Source organism: Prevotella marseillensis (assembly GCF_900625065.1).
GTDB classification, from domain to species: domain Bacteria; phylum Bacteroidota; class Bacteroidia; order Bacteroidales; family Bacteroidaceae; genus Prevotella; species Prevotella rara.
In genome coordinates this window covers 29,636-45,394 of record NZ_UYXY01000008.1, presented here as the reverse complement: position 1 = coordinate 45,394, position 15,759 = coordinate 29,636, and the positions used below count along the sequence as shown (strand labels likewise).

Sequence of the window (15,759 nt, the reverse complement as noted above, 5' to 3'; positions counted from 1 at the left end):
CCGGTAAAAGTCAACTTTAATCAGTAATTAAAAGTAGAGTCAACCAATAACAGTTATAAGTTTAACCAGAGTCAACTTTAATCAGGGAATGGCTTGTTAGAAGTCAACCAATTTTAGGAAAGGACACGCTCTTGGCTCACACATCAGCCGTGATGAGTTTAGCCGGCAACTCGTCACACTTTAACATCTTGATTTACAGTTTGTTATGCACGGTTGTGACGAGTGATGAGTTTTTTATAAAAATAAAATTAATCCTTATGTTATGCTGCATGACTTATCACGAAGAGTCAACTTTTATCAGCGATACTCCATGTTTCGGTCAACCTAAGTCAGTAAATAGTCAACATTCTTTATTATTGCCGTTTTCATTTTTCCGATAGGCATACTTTTGCACCCTGAAAGGCCACGTTTCAGCATGCAAAAGCATACCTTTTGCATTGCCGTTAGGCCTATTGTATGGCTCTGAATAAATCCTACGTAAACTGTAATTTATTAGAAATGAACCGAAAAGAACTTACTAAAATAAATAACGACTTTAGTTTTTGCCTACATTTGCAAACAAATACACGGACTATTTAGCATAACGATAAAATATTTCTGACTGCATTGACAATTTGTCTTGCGTGATATAAAAATGTTTAAGCAATAATCTTAAAATCATAAGCTATGAGTAGAATAAGTTTTAGGAAAGACAGGTTAGATATCCTTTTCAGCACTCTTCTGCTTTTATATGCCGTAGAGCCTGTGTTTGGAGACATACTTGTGATAGATTATCTAATTTATGGGTTGATGGCAGTGTGCGCTGTGTTGATGCTTGTGTTCTTGGTGAAAGATCTGATTAAGGATGCGCGCGGCTTCATTTCGAGTTATACATCGAGGTCGGTCTTTTGGATTGTTGATGCCGTAATATGTCTTATAGGCCTGGCTGTAGGCTATGCGTTCAGCTCAAATTCAGGTAGCTGGTGGATTTTTCTGTTTATCTGTTTTGTTGCTGTATATTTTCTGCCGACACCAAAGGGAACGAAAACAACGTGATATTGCAGGGGCGTACCCCAGGTGCGTCCGAAAGCGTTATATATGATTGATAATGTAAGTGTGGACGTACCTGGGGGACGTCCCTGCGTGCTTAGGCATGATAATGGTTTGTTGCGCATCTTCTTGTGAGTATAAATCTGTAGAAAATTACATTTGTTGCTTTACTCTCTCTCTTTAACTTCGTTGAAGTTTTTAATGATTATGGTGGTTAAATTTAATTTTAGTGCCTTATGAAAAAAGCAAAAGTAATAATTCTTTCCCTCATACTCCTTATAGGTCTTGTATGGTGGGGCTTTGTGTTGTTTGGAATCGAACTGAGGTATTCCTTTATGATTTTGCCGCTGGTGCTTGTAACACTGACGTCTTTATTGAAAAACAATGAAAGCACCCGCTTTGACAAGCTGGAACTGGCATTAGAGGTGTTGGCTCTGCTGGCTATGGTGTATTTTACTGTTTTCATGCTGCTTCCTTTTTGACGGTTACGGAAAAGCGTTGTGAAAAATTTGAACAGTATTAATAATTTAATGTGATAATCCGACCGGTTATTATTCGGCCGGGTTATTGCGTTGTGTCTGTCGTGCGGCTCTGAACGCTTATATTTCAATGGATATTGGTGATGAACCGAAATAAACTTCTGGAAAGTTGAAAATGTCCAGGATTTTTCCTAACTTTGTGAACATAAGGCTACAAGAGCTGCCGAACCGTATCTGCACGTTATAATGCGGCATTACTGAATGTCTGTTTGTGCCGGCATGATAGTGCTGACGGCTTTGTCGCTGATAATCTTTGTGTCGAGTGTTAGATATTCCTCCATGCGGAAAAAGCTGTTTAAGTTTGATGTTTTGTGATTTAAACCTATAAATATTTTTTTTAACAACAAGCCTATGAGAAAAGTAGATTTAAAGACCGGCAAGCTTGAAATTATTTTCAGCATCTTTCTTCTTCTGTTTGCACTTGAACCGCTGTTTGGCAGCATGCCTGCGGCAGATTATGCCGTCTGGGGATTAATAGTTCTGTGTCTTGTCCTGATGGTTGTGCTGATGATAAAAGATTTGGTTAAGGATGCGCGCGGCTTCCTTTCGCGTTATACGTCAAGGTCGGTCCTTTCGGTCTTAGACATCGTTATCTGTCTGATAGGCGTGGCTGTGAGCTATGCGGTAGATGCCGGTATGAGCAGCTTCTGGATCTTAATGCTTGTACTTACAGTCATTGCATATTTCCTGCCGGCGCCCAAAGGAGCTAAATAAGTGAAGAGTGAAGAACGAAGAGTGAAGAATTCAATAGCCGGTTTTATATTGTAAGGCGCAATCAAGATTGTCAATATTGTGATTGCTCAGCTTTTATATACTATTGAATTCTTCATTCTTCATTTCCGTAGTCCCCACGTGTTCAATATGAAAAAATGTTGTGAATCTTTTTTGCCGTTAATGTTAATTTACTAAAAACGATGTCACAATACGGCGTGTTGTACGTGTTAAAGTAAAAAGCACAAACTAAAAATGTTTTTTACTATGAAGAAATTATTGTTCTTGTTGGCCCTTCTTATGGCCATGGCTACAGCCGGAGCGCAGAACGCGTCGAACGAAAAGTGTTTTTTCGATAAAATTGTTATCAATCTCGGAGTGAGTGCAGGAACAGGCTGCAACAACATGCATCCGCTTACCCTCAATGCCGACATAGGCTACAGGTTTATTCCGCGTATGTATGCCTTTGTTCATGGCGAGAGCATTTACGGCCATTGTGATGCCGACGGACTGAAGACTTACGCCACTTCGCAGAATCTTGGTGGAGGTTTAGGCTATACGTTCTATAAGGACGATGTTGCTGCCATAGACCTTCGCGGCACGGTGTCGACGAGCGTCGGTCATGCCGACTGGAAGAACGTGGCTTACGACCTTGGCGTAATGTTCAGGGTTGGGCGAGGTCCTCTGAAGTTTGATTTCGGCGTAAGTTTCCGCCACATGAGTTCGCGCACTGCCGGAATAGGTTCATACAACGGCGCATTCTTTACTTTGGGAGTGGGAATATAAGTATAAGTGAAGAACGAAGAGTGAAGAATTCAATAGCATATAAAACTGAATAGCATTATAGCATTGACGACGTCCTATAACACACAACAGACTATTGAATTCTTCACTCTTCGTTCTTCACTCTTCACTTAATTTTTTCCTCTTCACTTATTTCACCGTCAGTGTTATTATTCTGTCTATCGCCGGTGTAAGGTCGGCAGTGTGCAGCACTACGCCGCCGCTTACGTTTTCATGACTTATCTTTTTGCCTGTATCAAATAATACGGCGCTCTTCACTTTGCCTTTCAGCGGCAGCAATATCATCTTCGGCATGTCGTCGGCAAGGATGTGCACATAAAGCTTGTTGCCGCTGCGCGTCGTGGTGCCCCATTCTGCTGTCATCACGTCGCCCGCCGTGGTGGCATACACCGTTTCGCCATATTCAGACAGCCACTTGCCCATGCTCTTAAGGCGCTCAAGAGCCACAGCCGGCAGTTGTCCGTCAGGCTGCGGCCCTATGTTCATAAGCAGGTTGGCACCCTTGCCGGCAGCCCTCACGAGCAGTCTTACGAGCGTTGTGTCCGACTTGTAGTTCTGGTCGCTCACCTTATATCCCCACATTCCGTTCATCGTCTGACATGTTTCCAGCGGCAGACTGCCTATCTCGCTTTCGTCAGAAAGGCCCGCGGTGTTCTCGCCCGGCAGGTCGCGCTCAAACATCTGGAAGTCTTCGCCCTCAACCGGCGCCCTGTGGTGGTTGTTGCCTATGAGGCATGCCGGCTGCAGGCGGTGTATCATGGCATACTGCTCGCTAAGGCGCCAGTCGAAGTCGGGCTTGTCCCACACTCCGTCAAACCATATTGCGCCTATCTCGCCGTAGTTGGTCAGCAGCTCGGTCAGCTGGTTGTTCATAAACTCATAGTAGCTCTCCCAATTGCCGTGGTTCTTTCTGCCCGTCCTGTGGCCCGTGTTGCCCAGCGGATAGTAGTCTTCGCGCGTCCAGTCGAGGTGAGAGTAATACAGATGAAGCTTTATGCCCTGCTTGTGGCACTCGTCTGCCAGCTCCTTTATCACGTCGCGTCCGAAGGGCGTGGCGTCAACAATGTTATAGTCGGAATATTTTGTGTCGAACATCGAGAAGCCGTCGTGGTGGCGTGTGGTGATGCATATATACCGCGCTCCTGCCTCCTTGATGGCCTTAACCCATTCGCTCGCGTTGAAGCGCGAGGGGTAGAAAGCCGATGCGGCCTTGGCATACTCGTGGCAGTTGAGCCCGCCGCTGTTGAGATACCACTCACCCTGTCCGAAAAGGCTGTAGATGCCCCAGTGGAGGAATATTCCGAACTTGTTGTCGCTAAACTCTTTGCGCGCCTTCAGGTTTTCGGGCGCCGGCACGTAGCCTGCCTTTTGCGCATGCGCCATGCCCGGCATGAGCAACGCGGCCAGGCATAATGCCATAAAAGTCCTTTTAAAATGTTTTTCCATAATATTATATTATTTGTGCATAGTGATGTTTCAGCCGTTATGTCCGCAAGCATCTTTCCGTCTGCATGTCGGCTTTCTCATGCCTGTCTTCTTCGTGCCGTATGGCGAGGCAGGGCAGGGGAGCATGCAAATATACGAATCTTAATTTATAATTCATAATTAACAATTCATAATTCATAATTCACGATCGGCTTTCGCCTAACTTTGTTTCGCAATTCATAATTTCTGTTAGTGCAATGCCGCACATTGTTCTTTAGTTCTTTCCGCTCTCAGAATGGCGGTGCTCGTCACGAATCCGTGATTTGGCGCGAAAAACGGCGAAAAATGCGTGTTTTTGCTAACCTGTTGTCGTTCAGTGCTTTATGCTGTTTTAAAGACAAAAGCTTAACAGTTAAAAAATATTACTTTGCCGTTTACGGTGCAAAAGTGGCCCGTTTACGTTGCAAGACATGCCTGTTTTTTATCCGTAGACCATGCTTTTACGTCTCAAAAAGTTCATGTTTAAGCCTTTTATTCATTCTTGTCCGTGAACGTATGTTAATGCTCCGCCGCTTTTGTCTGAATTAATTAACATCCGTTATACTCTGTTTTTCTAAATTGGAAAAATATTTTGTCCTAAGTTTTTACCAAGAAGTGATGTTCCTTTAAGTGAAGAATCTAAAGGTGTCGTATGATTTAAATCTATGTCTAATTTGGCTTGTCAATCGGCAAACAGCTCCTTAAGCACCTGCAGCGACTTCAGCTCTGGCAGTTCGGGCATGTGTATGCGGTAATAGCTTATTATGGTGTCCACCATCCTGTTGCGGTCAAAGTGCGACATGCGGTAAAGGTGCATCGTGGCATAGTTCATGCGCAGTAGCAGTCCTATCTTGCGCGCGTCGTCAGGACTGAGCACGTCGGCGTGCATCGGCCTTTGACGGCAGAAGCAGCTGCTCCTCATGTCGAACCAGTCGCCCGGCTCGTAGTTGTCGGTATTAGGATAAAATCCGAGAAATCTCGACAGGCGCATCATGAACACTATGTGGAAGTTGGCAAAGCCCTCGCCGCATCCGTCGAGCCATCTGATGCTGTTCTCTATATATGAGAATGTGGTTGGGTCGGTCTGCTCGCGGCGTGTGGTGCAGCGCAGAAATTCGGCCATGAAGAGCGAGATGGCCGTTTTGTATGGGTTAAACGGTATCGACGTGAAGGGCACCGCTATGCGTGCGTCCTTCAGCCGCTGCAGTCTGGCGTTCTGTCTTATGTCGATGTCGGTGTCGAGAATGAACAGCGGCTGGAAGTATTGCTTCTTGAGCTTGCCCCTTGCCGATGTCGGAATCTTTATAATGCACGACGTTCTGCCGCATGTTTCGGTGAGAAAGTCAACAATCATCTGTTGCTCTCCATATTTGAACGAATGCAGCACTAAAGCCCTTGTTTTTGTTATCATATCTGCAAAAATACAAGAATTTTATGGTTTTTGAGAAAAAAAGTTGCAGAAAATTTGGAGGTTTAAAATAAAACCACTACCTTTGCACCGCAAATTTATCAAATGGTCCCTTCGTCTATCGGCTAGGACGAGAGATTTTCATTCTCTAAAGAGGAGTTCGACTCTCCTAGGGACTACTAACAAAATAAAAAGGAATAATAACAAAGATGGCAAACCACAAATCATCAGTTAAGAGAATCCGTCAGGAGAAGAAAAGAACATTGCACAATAGATATTATGCAAAGACAATGCGTAATGCAGTGCGTAAGCTGCGCGCTATAACAGACAAGGAAGAAGCTCTGAAGCTGTATCCTAGTGTACAGAAGATGCTTGATAAATTGGCTAAGACCAATATCATCCACAAGAACAAGGCTTCTAATCTTAAGTCAAAGCTGGCGTGCCACATCAGCAAATTGGGATAAATTAAATTATAAATAAGAGACAATAAGGGCTGTGATCAACAAAGATTGCAGCCTTTTTTGTTGTTTGCCGGTTTGCTTCTTTCCTTTCTTGTGTTTTTATTGTTGTCATGAGCGTCATGAAGCATGGTGCATGACAGCGTGTTGCACCGCTTTGGCTGCCGTTTCGGGCTTTTGCCGTAATATTGTGGGCAAAGGTGCTTATGGTGTAGTTAAACACCGTCATTTCACTTTTTTATAGTTAAAAGCCTTCGCCGTGTCGCAGATTTTTTGTATATTTGCACGTTAATTTACATTGAAGCGAAATGGCAGAAAATCAAATCAACGAGAATAATTATTCAGCCAGTAACATACAGGTGCTTGAAGGCCTTGAGGCCGTGCGCAAGCGTCCGGCAATGTACATAGGCGACATCAGCGAGAAGGGTCTTCACCACCTGGTGAACGAGACAGTGGACAACTCTATCGATGAGGCCATGGCCGGATACTGCACCCATATTGAAGTTACGATAAACGAAGACAACTCTATAACCGTGCAGGACAACGGTCGTGGTATCCCTGTGGATGAACACGAAAAACTGCATAAGTCGGCTCTTGAAGTGGTAATGACCGTGCTGCATGCGGGTGGTAAGTTCGACAAAGGCTCATACAAGGTGTCAGGAGGTCTGCACGGTGTGGGTGTGTCGTGCGTCAACGCGCTTTCTACACACATGCTGTCACAGGTGTTCCGCGACGGAAAGATATATCAGCAGGAGTATGAGAAGGGTAAGCCGCTGTATCCTGTAAAGGTGGTTGGCGAGACTGAGCTGCGCGGTACACGCCAGCAGTTCTGGCCGGACCCGACAATATTCACCACGACACTGTATAAATACGACATAATAGCCAAGCGTATGCGCGAGCTGGCATATCTTAACGCCGGCATAAAGATTACGCTTACAGACCTTCGTCCCGACGAGGAAGGCAAGACAAGACAGGAAGTGTTCCATGCCAAGGACGGACTGAAAGAGTTTGTGCGCTATATCGACCGTCACCGCACACATCTGTTCGATGACGTTATCTATCTGAAGACAGAGAAGCAGGGCATACCTATCGAGGTGGCTGTGATGTATAACACTGACTACAGCGAGAACATCCATTCATACGTGAACAACATCAACACCATCGAAGGCGGTACGCATCTCGTAGGTTTCCGCATGGCGCTGACACGTACTTTGAAGAAATATGCCGACAACGACCCTGTTATATCAAAGCAGATCGAGAAGGCAAAGATAGAGATTGCAGGCGAGGACTTCCGCGAAGGACTTACGGCCGTTATCTCGATAAAGGTGGCTGAGCCGCAGTTTGAAGGTCAGACAAAGACAAAGCTGGGCAACAGCGAGGTTACCGGAGCCGTTCAGCAGGCTGTGTCAGAGGCTCTGACATATTATCTTGAGGAACATCCGAAGGAGGCAAAGCAGATATGCGACAAGGTGATACTGGCTGCAACGGCACGTATCGCGGCACGCAAGGCACGCGAGAGCGTTCAGCGCAAGAATCCTATGACCGGAGGCGGTCTGCCCGGAAAGCTTGCCGACTGCTCAAACAAAGACCCGAAGGAATGCGAGATATTCCTCGTCGAGGGAGACTCGGCCGGCGGTTCTGCCAAGCAGGGACGCGACCGCTACACACAGGCCATACTGCCGCTGCGCGGAAAGATTCTTAACGTGGAGAAGGTTATGTGGCACAAGGTGTTCGAGAGCGAGTCGGTTATGAACATCATACAGAGTATAGGCGTGCGCTTCGGCGTTGACGGCGAGGACGACAAGGAGGCAAACATCGAAAAGTTGCGCTATGACAAGATTATTATAATGACCGATGCCGACGTCGATGGTTCACACATCGACACCCTTATAATGACTCTGTTCTACCGCTTCATGCCTAAGGTTATTCAGGACGGACATCTCTATATAGCCACTCCGCCGCTTTATCTCTGCACATATAAGAACAAGGTGAAGGAGTATTGCTATACCGACCAGCAGCGCCAGGCATTCCTCGACAAGTACGGCAACGGCGTTGATGACGGCAAGAGCATACACACTCAGCGATATAAAGGTTTGGGTGAGATGAACCCGGAGCAGCTTTGGGAGACGACAATGAATCCCGAGACACGTCTGCTGAAACAGGTTACGATAGAGAATGCCGCCGAGGCCGACGAGATATTCTCAATGCTTATGGGCGATGACGTTGAACCTCGACGCCAGTTTATCGAGCAGAACGCCACATACGCAAACATCGATGCTTAAGGCGTAATAATTCTGATTCTCATAATGTGATATATTTTAGGCGCGATGCCTGCCGTAGTGCAGGCGTCGCGCCTTTTTGTTTTTGATGGTGTAATGCATATGCATTTGCCGTGTGTCTGCCGTTGTAATGTGCCTGTAGTGAGTCGTCAGGGTGTTTTGGCAGCTTAAATCAGGATAGGTCATTAGAAAAATGTGCTCTCCTTTTGTCGTGGATTTGTAGTTTTCATGGCGAAAAGCAAGCAATGTCCCATAGGCTCTTCATAGGGACAAACGCTTGCTTGCTTTTCGTTCGTGAAAGTTTCTAATGCCATTTAACCCAAATCGTCATTATTATTCGGTCTGTATTTGTGCTTTATATTGAGCGAATTTTGGCTGGATTTTTGCAGGCATAGCGGGCTATGTCAAGAAAAATCAGACAAAAAGACGCCAATAGAAACAAAATGACTGGCTGAAAGCATCAATGCACAAAATTAATAAAGTAATATGCGGTCTAATGCCCGATTTGGGTTTAAGTTTGCAAGTGAGGCGACTTAGCGGCATAAAAGGGATAAAAAAGTTGATAACGATATGGTTTAAATCGTTCCTATCTCCTCGCCTTCGCGGTGTATGTAGAAAAACTTAGTGCCGCGGAATTCTGTCTCTTTGCCGAAGGTCATGGCCTTCTCTCTTGCCGGCGGGAAGTGCATCGGTGCCATATAGGTTGTCTTTATCGTCTGAATCCACTGCCGTGCGCCGCGTGCAAAGTCGGTGCCGAGCCGCGGGTCGACGGGGAACATGGCAAGGTCGACTGCCGGGTATTCTGCTTTTATGTCGCGCAGCACTGCCATGAAGTCGCCCTCCATCTTTTTGACTTCCTGTGGAGTAGACTCATCCTCCCAGTGCCAGTTGTTCAGGTCGCCGGCGTGAAACACCTTCTTTCCGTCGGTTTCTACCATAAACGACACTCCGGCGTCTGTGGATCCGAAGGCTTTTACGCTTATCATGTCGTCGCTGTAGGTGTCGCCTCTGCGCAGAAGCACGTCAGCGTCGGTTTCTTTCGCTCTGCGGCGTCTAACTATGTCGCGCGACAGAATTATACGTTTCTGTCCGTTTGGCACGTTCAGACTAAAGATTTCGGGGTTGAAGTGGTCTTCGTGAAAATGACTTGCCATGAAGTAGACGCGCTTGTCTGTGTGCTCAAGCATGTGTTTGACGTTGCTGTCGGGTGAGTCTTTCCAGTAGTCGAAGATGATGACACACTGCTCGGCCTCAAGCATAAAGCAGCTGTGGAAGATGTAATATAGCTTCATGATATCTTTGTTTTGTTGTTGAATGCTGTTGCTTTCAGTCCGTTTCCGGCTGTCTTGTGGCTGCCGGCCGCGGCTGTGGCGGTAATAAAAAAGGGCAGGCCTTGGCCCGCCCTTTTGGTGAAGGTTATGACGATTATTTGATAATCTTCTTTCCGTTGATGATATAGATGCCCTTCTTCAGGCTGTTAAGGTCTTTGCCCATGTAGCGTCCGTCGATGCTGAATATGCGGTTGTCCTTAACCTCATTGTCAGTAACGGTGTTGCTGATGCCTGTAGATGTGTTGCTCAGACAAACCTTGTCGAGATAGAAACGGCCTGAGTTAACGTAGAATCTGAGTTTAACCGGTCCGTTAGCTGTCAGCTCTGTGCTGAATGCAGACCACTTGTTGTTCTTCAGTACGAATGAAGGCTTAGACAGTGTTCCGTTGCCTTCCTTAACCTCAACGTAGATAGTGTTAGCCTCGCTTGCGTAAGGAGCAGCCTTGAACTGCAGTGTGTATGTTCCGTCTACAGTTATTTCAGGTGTTGTAACGTTACCTGCCATCATGCTTGAGCCGTACTGTGCGCACTGGTAAGCGCTGCGAGAACTTGTTGAAGACCATCCTGTGTTGTCATACTGTACAGAGCCTGATGTCGTTGCGCTGAAGTTGCCGTCGTTACCGCCCTTGCCGTTGCACTTGTCGAATGACTCATAGAAGATGTATGACTGCGGCAGATCGAAGTCAGAGTCAGAGTTGTTCTCGTTCTCGAATGAGAATGACACTGTGCCGTCATTGTTCTTTGTGATGTTTCTTACCGACTTGTTCATGAACTTAGAACCGTCCTTGTTCATGTTGTTAAGTGTAGCGGCCGGTGTAGAAGTGTTAGTCAGGCTGTTGTTGTATTGATAAGGATAGATGTCGCCTGCGTCGTTGTTTTCAGGGTCATTGTCGGCGATGAATATGGTGCAGCGCTGGCGTGATGTGCTGTTCACGAGGTTCTGCTGCCATACTTTGGAGTCGAAGTCAACGTGCAGGATGAGCAGTCCTGAGTTAGGCAGACCTGCATCCCATCCGCTCAACTGTCTGTTCTCGAGCAGATAATACTCGTCTTTGTCGTTGTCGTTATATATGATGTAAGCCTCACCTGTTTCAGCCAGAGCCTTCATGTTGTCTATCTGGCAGTTTTCTTTAAGTTCAGTAGGCTCTATCCATCCTGCGTACATACGCTCGTAGCTGGTGTAGTTGGCCGGCAGATAGCTGTCGCCGTTGTAGCTTCCCTGGTCCATGATGTCCCAGTCGCCCATGCCGTAGTTGCCGCTGTAAGATGTGTCATACATGTCGGCAAGTCCGAGACAGTGAGAGAACTCGTGGCAGATAGTACCGATACCGTCGATACATTCAGCATAACCCTGGCTTGTCTTGACGCCGAGCTCGCAGCTGCAGGCATAAGTGTCGATGGTTACGCCGTCGAGTGTGAGTGTTCTGCCGAGAGCTGAGTGCAAGTTCCACTCGTGAGGCCAGATAGTGTTTCTGTCGTCCCAAGAAGCCTCGCCGTGTCCTGCGTAAAGGATGAACACCTGGTTAACCTCTCCGTCGTCGTCCCAGTCGTAGTTAGTGAAGTCTATGCTTTCGTCAACAGCCTTGCAGGCGTCCATAACCATTTCGCCGAGTGCAGTGTTGTTGTCGTTCTGTCCGTTTGTAGGCTTGCCGTAGTATGCATATCCGTTAGGCAGAGTTACAGGGCCGGCGATGTCGAAGTCGAGCTCAAACTGTCCGTAGCTCTGTGCCTTGAAGTAGTCTTTCACACTACCGTTGAAGTCGAGCTCTTTGAAGCCTTCTTCGTTGGCAATGCGCTGATAGAGTGCAGGAGTATGGTCGGCCCAGAATTTGGTGTCGGCAAACTGCACGAGTATGATAAGACCTTTTTTCATACCAACGTATGGCTGGTGGTCGCCTCCGAGCGAGCCTCTTGTCTGTATGTTCTTCTTATTGCGGCGTGCCGATTGCCTCATCTGGTCGGCTCTTGCTGTCATTGCCTTCATGTCGGCAAGCTCGTAAAAGCCTGTAGTGTTGTTCTGTACTAGTTTGCGGCCGTCAGCTGCCTGCCAGTAGCTGCAGAATTCGTCACCGCGTAGTTCTACTCTGACTTCAGTGCCGTCAGCCATTTTCACCGTTTTCCACATGCCTCGTTTGGCCGGTACGGCGAGCACCAATGTTGACATCAGTGCCATCGATAAGGTAAAAAAAAGTTTTTTCATATTTTTATTGGGATTATTTAGCTTGCAAATGTAACGAATTTGGTTTTTATTTCCAAATAAAATTTATGGTTTGTAGTTTAATTTAACATGTCTGAATATTGTTGTGTAGTCTTTTTGTGTCTGATGGCCTGAATGTAGGCTCTGCATGGTGATTGTGGCGCGGCCGTATTGCTGCCGTGCAAAAGGTATGCTTTCGGGCTGCAAAAGGCCACCTTTTGGCGTGTAAAAGACGGCAAATCGCACGCTAAAAGATGGCCTTTTGCAACTTGCTGAAAGTCAAAGCGTTATGCGGCTGCCGTCCGCAGGCGCTGCGGCGGGTAGAATGTCGGCTCCGTCGAGCAGGCTGATGTATGTGTTTATGGCATCTTCTATCTCGCCTATGCCTATGTATTCGTCGGCAGAATGTGAGCGTGCCGACTGCCCCGGACCGAGCTTGAACGAGGGGAAGGGCATCAGCGCCTGGTCTGACAGCGTGGGCGAGCCGAACGGCGTCATGCCCATGGCCTTGCACCTCTGTATCAGAGGGTTGCCCTCGCTTATGTGCGACGACGACAGGCGGAACGAGCGCGCCTTCAGCTCGCTCTTCATCTTTGATGACAGAAAGCTGAACACGTCTTCGTTTCTGTAGAATTCGTTGGTCCTTATGTCTATCGTAAACCTGCATTCGTCGGGTATCACGTTGTGCTGCGTGCCGGCGTTTATTATCGTTACGTTCATCACCGTGGGGCCCAGCAGCGGGCTTACCTTCTCGAACTTGTAGCCGCGCAGCCAGCAGATGTCGTCGAGAGCCTCATATATGGCGTTGATGCCTTCGCCCCTGGCGGCATGTCCCGACTTGCCCCTGGCCGTGGCGTCTATCACCATCAGTCCCTTCTCGGCTATGGCCGGCTGCATGCCCGTGGGCTCGCCCACGATGGCCACGTCTGCGGCAGGCAGCAGCGGCAGGGCGCGCCTTATGCCGTTCTCGCCCGACACTTCCTCCTCGGCCGATGCAAGCCATATGGTGTTGTAGCTCTGCGGGCGCGACGTTATGTGCCTGAAGGCCTGCAGCAGGGCAACGAGTCCGCCGCCGCAGTCGTTGCTGCCCAGTCCGTACAGCCTTCCGCCGCATACGTCAGGGCTGAAGGGATTGCGCGTCCACGAGCTCACCGGCTTCACCGTGTCGATGTGTGCGTTGAGCAGCAGCGTGGGCTTCGAGCTGTCAAATCTGCTGCTCTTAATCCATATGTTGTTGCCTTCGCGGCTGTATTCGTGGCCATATCCGCTTATCGCGCGTGCCATTACGTCTGCCGCTGCGCTCTCGTCGCGGCTCACCGACGGCGTGGCTATCAGTTCCTTAAGCAGTTCTATGGCGTCGTTGAGATATTCTTTCTGTGTCATAATCATTCAAAAAATGTTGTCGCCAGATGGCCTGCGACAGACCGTCTGGCCGTTCATAATGCAATTATTTGCTGCAAAGTTAATTCAATATGACGTAAAAACAAAATAATGCCGGCACAAGTGTCATGCCGTGTCAGGTGCCGCGCCGGGCGGTCTCTGAGGCGTGTTTGCGTGCAGCCGGCGTCGCATTGTCCGTTTTGTCAGTTAAAGTGGCGTGTTTTAGATTTCCTTTTAAAGTAAAAAAGCCGTTTTTATTTTGTTTTTATTATAATTTAATATAACTTTGCATCTAACAAAAAACAATACGCTTATGCAGACAAGATGTCATCTTTCGGTTCTAATCCACGAACAAGCAAAGAAGTATGGAAACAAGCGCGTACTTATTTACCGTGACTTTGGCGACACGCAGTGGAAGTCGGTGTCGTGGAAAGAATTCTCGCGTAAGGTGAGACATGTGTCTAACGCCCTGCTGAACATCGGCGTCAAGGTACAGGAGAACATCGGCGTGTTCTCGCAGAACTCCCTCCGGTATCTCTACACCGACTTCGGAGCGTTCGGCATAAGGGCCGTCAGCGTGCCCTTCTATGCCACCAGCAGCGAGCAGCAGATACAGTATATGATAGACGACGCACAGGTGCGCGTGCTCTTTGTCGGCGAGCAGGAGCAGTACGACAAGGCCTTCAGGGTGTTCTCCCACTGTCCTTCGCTCGAGCGCGTAATAGTCTTCGACAAGCGTGTTGTCATCAGTCCGAACGATAAAAACTCAATATATTTTGACGATTTCCTGACGCTCGGCGAGAACAGTCCGCGGCAGTCGGAAGTGGAAAAGCTGTATGCCGAGGCCAATGAAGACGACCTCTGCAACATACTCTACACCAGCGGAACCACCGGCGACAGCAAGGGCGTGATGCTTTCTTACGGTCAGTTTCATGCCGCGCTTAAGGCTAACGACGAGGTTGTGCCGGTAACTGATAAAGACCGCATAATGAACTTCCTGCCCATCACGCACATCTTTGAGCGCGGATGGCTGTTCCTCTGTCTTAGCGAAGGCGCAGAGATTGTAATCAACACCAACCCGAAGGAGATACAGCAGTCTATGCGCGAGACTCATCCTACGTGTATGAGCTCCGTGCCAAGATTCTGGGAGAAAGTGTATGCTGGCGTAAAGGACAAGATAGACAGGGCCAACCCCGTGAGACGCAAGCTCTTCATGAAGGCCCTTGCCGTAGGGCGCAAGCACAATATCGAATATCTCAGCCGCGGCAAGCGTCCGCCGCTGTCGCTGAAGATGAAGTATGCGCTCATGAACAGGACGCTCTTCAGCATCGTGCGTAATGAGCTGGGACTAGAGCATCCCAACATATTCCCCACGGCAGGAGCCACGGTGTCGGAGGAGGTGGAGTGCTTCGTGCATTCTATCGGAATCGACATGATCGTTGGCTACGGCCTCACCGAGAGCCTCGCCACTGTGTCGTGCGACCATAAGAATGATCCTTTCACCGTAGGGTCGGTAGGTCGCCCGATCAGCGGTCTTGACATTAAGATAGGCGAGAACGACGAGATTCTGCTCAAAGGCCCCACCATCACAAGGGGATATTACAAGCGCGACGCGCTCAACCGCGAGGTGTTCGACGAGGACGGATACTTCCATACAGGCGACTCAGGCTATATAAGTAAAGGTGAACTCTTCCTGAAAGACAGGATAAAAGACCTCTTCAAGACATCCAACGGCAAATATATAGCGCCGCAGATGATAGAGTCGAAGCTGCTTGTTGACAAGTTTATCGACCAGATAGCCGTCATAGCCGACCAGCGCAAGTTTGTGTCTGCACTGGTTATACCCGACTATGCCCTGCTCGAGGAATACGCCCGCGACAACAACATAAAGTTTGGCTGCCGCGAAGACCTGTGCGCCGACCCGCGCATCAACAAGATGATGGCCGACCGCATAGAGACGCTTCAGCAGCAGTTTGCCAGCTATGAGAAGATAAAGCGCTTCACCATACTGCCAAAACATTTCACTATGGAGAGCGGAGAGCTTACCAATACGCTCAAGATAAGGCGAAAGGTGCTCAACAAGAACTACGCCGGCGTAATAGACAAGATGTATGAAGACGCTGACGCCGTGCAGCCTGAAACACCCGTTAAATAACAGA

Annotated in this window: 12 protein-coding genes; 7 read left to right on the top strand and 5 right to left on the bottom strand. The window is 48.0% G+C overall.

Going from position 1 to position 15,759, the window contains the following annotated elements:
* Positions 1-666 precede the first annotated feature (666 nt).
* The 4 genes from EJL04_RS15610 (at position 667) to EJL04_RS15595 (ending at position 3,065) form a co-directional block, all read left to right on the top strand.
* Positions 667-1,035, top strand: a complete 369-nt coding sequence (locus EJL04_RS15610; RefSeq protein WP_053398401.1) for a hypothetical protein — start codon at positions 667-669, stop codon at positions 1,033-1,035.
* A gap of 230 nt (positions 1,036-1,265) precedes the next feature.
* A complete protein-coding gene (locus EJL04_RS15605; protein WP_021854850.1) occupies positions 1,266-1,511 on the top strand; it encodes a hypothetical protein in 246 nt (81 codons plus the stop codon).
* Between the two features lie 408 nt (positions 1,512-1,919).
* Positions 1,920-2,282 carry a hypothetical protein gene (locus tag EJL04_RS15600; RefSeq protein WP_053398402.1) on the top strand — a complete coding sequence of 121 codons (363 nt, stop codon included), beginning with the start codon at positions 1,920-1,922 and terminating at the stop codon, positions 2,280-2,282.
* A gap of 264 nt (positions 2,283-2,546) precedes the next feature.
* Positions 2,547-3,065: a hypothetical protein gene (locus EJL04_RS15595; RefSeq protein WP_021854848.1), complete on the top strand. Its 519-nt coding sequence runs from the start codon at positions 2,547-2,549 to the stop codon at positions 3,063-3,065.
* Between the two features lie 147 nt (positions 3,066-3,212).
* Here the strand turns inward: EJL04_RS15595 and EJL04_RS15590 are convergent, their stop codons facing one another.
* Positions 3,213-4,529 carry an alpha-L-fucosidase gene (locus EJL04_RS15590; protein WP_125105603.1) on the bottom strand — a complete coding sequence of 439 codons (1,317 nt, stop codon included), beginning with the start codon at positions 4,527-4,529 and terminating at the stop codon, positions 3,213-3,215.
* Between the two features lie 700 nt (positions 4,530-5,229).
* Positions 5,230-5,958: a DNA repair protein RecO gene (recO, locus tag EJL04_RS15585; RefSeq protein WP_125105602.1), complete on the bottom strand. Its 729-nt coding sequence runs from the start codon at positions 5,956-5,958 to the stop codon at positions 5,230-5,232.
* Between the two features lie 206 nt (positions 5,959-6,164).
* Between recO and rpsT the strand changes: the two genes are divergently transcribed.
* Together rpsT and gyrB are read left to right on the top strand one after the other, a co-directional pair.
* Complete coding sequence (rpsT, locus tag EJL04_RS15580) at positions 6,165-6,419, top strand: 30S ribosomal protein S20 (protein ID WP_021854845.1); 255 nt, start codon at positions 6,165-6,167, stop codon at positions 6,417-6,419.
* Positions 6,420-6,721: 302 nt separating this feature from the next.
* Positions 6,722-8,695 carry a DNA topoisomerase (ATP-hydrolyzing) subunit B gene (gene gyrB, locus EJL04_RS15575; RefSeq protein WP_053398406.1) on the top strand — a complete coding sequence of 658 codons (1,974 nt, stop codon included), beginning with the start codon at positions 6,722-6,724 and terminating at the stop codon, positions 8,693-8,695.
* Between the two features lie 572 nt (positions 8,696-9,267).
* On the opposite strand, the gene EJL04_RS15570 is transcribed toward gyrB, so the two are convergent.
* The 3 genes from EJL04_RS15570 to EJL04_RS15560 all read right to left on the bottom strand — a co-directional run bounded on the left by EJL04_RS15570 (position 9,268) and on the right by EJL04_RS15560 (position 13,603).
* Positions 9,268-9,984, bottom strand: a complete 717-nt coding sequence (locus EJL04_RS15570) for an MBL fold metallo-hydrolase (protein ID WP_125105601.1) — start codon at positions 9,982-9,984, stop codon at positions 9,268-9,270.
* Positions 9,985-10,117: 133 nt separating this feature from the next.
* A complete protein-coding gene (locus EJL04_RS15565; protein ID WP_125105600.1) occupies positions 10,118-12,223 on the bottom strand; it encodes a M6 family metalloprotease domain-containing protein in 2,106 nt (701 codons plus the stop codon).
* Between the two features lie 276 nt (positions 12,224-12,499).
* Positions 12,500-13,603, bottom strand: coding sequence for a M20 family metallo-hydrolase (locus EJL04_RS15560; protein WP_125105599.1), 1,104 nt, complete (start codon positions 13,601-13,603; stop codon positions 12,500-12,502).
* A 310-nt stretch (positions 13,604-13,913) separates the two neighbouring features.
* Here EJL04_RS15560 and EJL04_RS15555 point away from each other — a divergent pair, with 310 nt between their 5' ends.
* Entirely contained in the window at positions 13,914-15,755 is a 1,842-nt protein-coding gene (locus EJL04_RS15555) for an AMP-dependent synthetase/ligase (RefSeq protein WP_125105598.1), read from the top strand.
* Positions 15,756-15,759 lie beyond the last annotated feature (4 nt).

Coding starts and splice junctions, on each gene's coding strand:
- EJL04_RS15610 (WP_053398401.1), top strand. CDS start 667: ATGAGTAGAATAAGTTTTAGGAAAGACAGGTTAGATATCCTTTTCAGC.
- EJL04_RS15605 (WP_021854850.1), top strand. CDS start 1,266: ATGAAAAAAGCAAAAGTAATAATTCTTTCCCTCATACTCCTTATAGGT.
- EJL04_RS15600 (WP_053398402.1), top strand. CDS start 1,920: ATGAGAAAAGTAGATTTAAAGACCGGCAAGCTTGAAATTATTTTCAGC.
- EJL04_RS15595 (WP_021854848.1), top strand. CDS start 2,547: ATGAAGAAATTATTGTTCTTGTTGGCCCTTCTTATGGCCATGGCTACA.
- EJL04_RS15590 (WP_125105603.1), bottom strand. CDS start 4,529: ATGGAAAAACATTTTAAAAGGACTTTTATGGCATTATGCCTGGCCGCG.
- recO (WP_125105602.1), bottom strand. CDS start 5,958: ATGATAACAAAAACAAGGGCTTTAGTGCTGCATTCGTTCAAATATGGA.
- rpsT (WP_021854845.1), top strand. CDS start 6,165: ATGGCAAACCACAAATCATCAGTTAAGAGAATCCGTCAGGAGAAGAAA.
- gyrB (WP_053398406.1), top strand. CDS start 6,722: ATGGCAGAAAATCAAATCAACGAGAATAATTATTCAGCCAGTAACATA.
- EJL04_RS15570 (WP_125105601.1), bottom strand. CDS start 9,984: ATGAAGCTATATTACATCTTCCACAGCTGCTTTATGCTTGAGGCCGAG.
- EJL04_RS15565 (WP_125105600.1), bottom strand. CDS start 12,223: ATGAAAAAACTTTTTTTTACCTTATCGATGGCACTGATGTCAACATTG.
- EJL04_RS15560 (WP_125105599.1), bottom strand. CDS start 13,603: ATGACACAGAAAGAATATCTCAACGACGCCATAGAACTGCTTAAGGAA.
- EJL04_RS15555 (WP_125105598.1), top strand. CDS start 13,914: ATGCAGACAAGATGTCATCTTTCGGTTCTAATCCACGAACAAGCAAAG.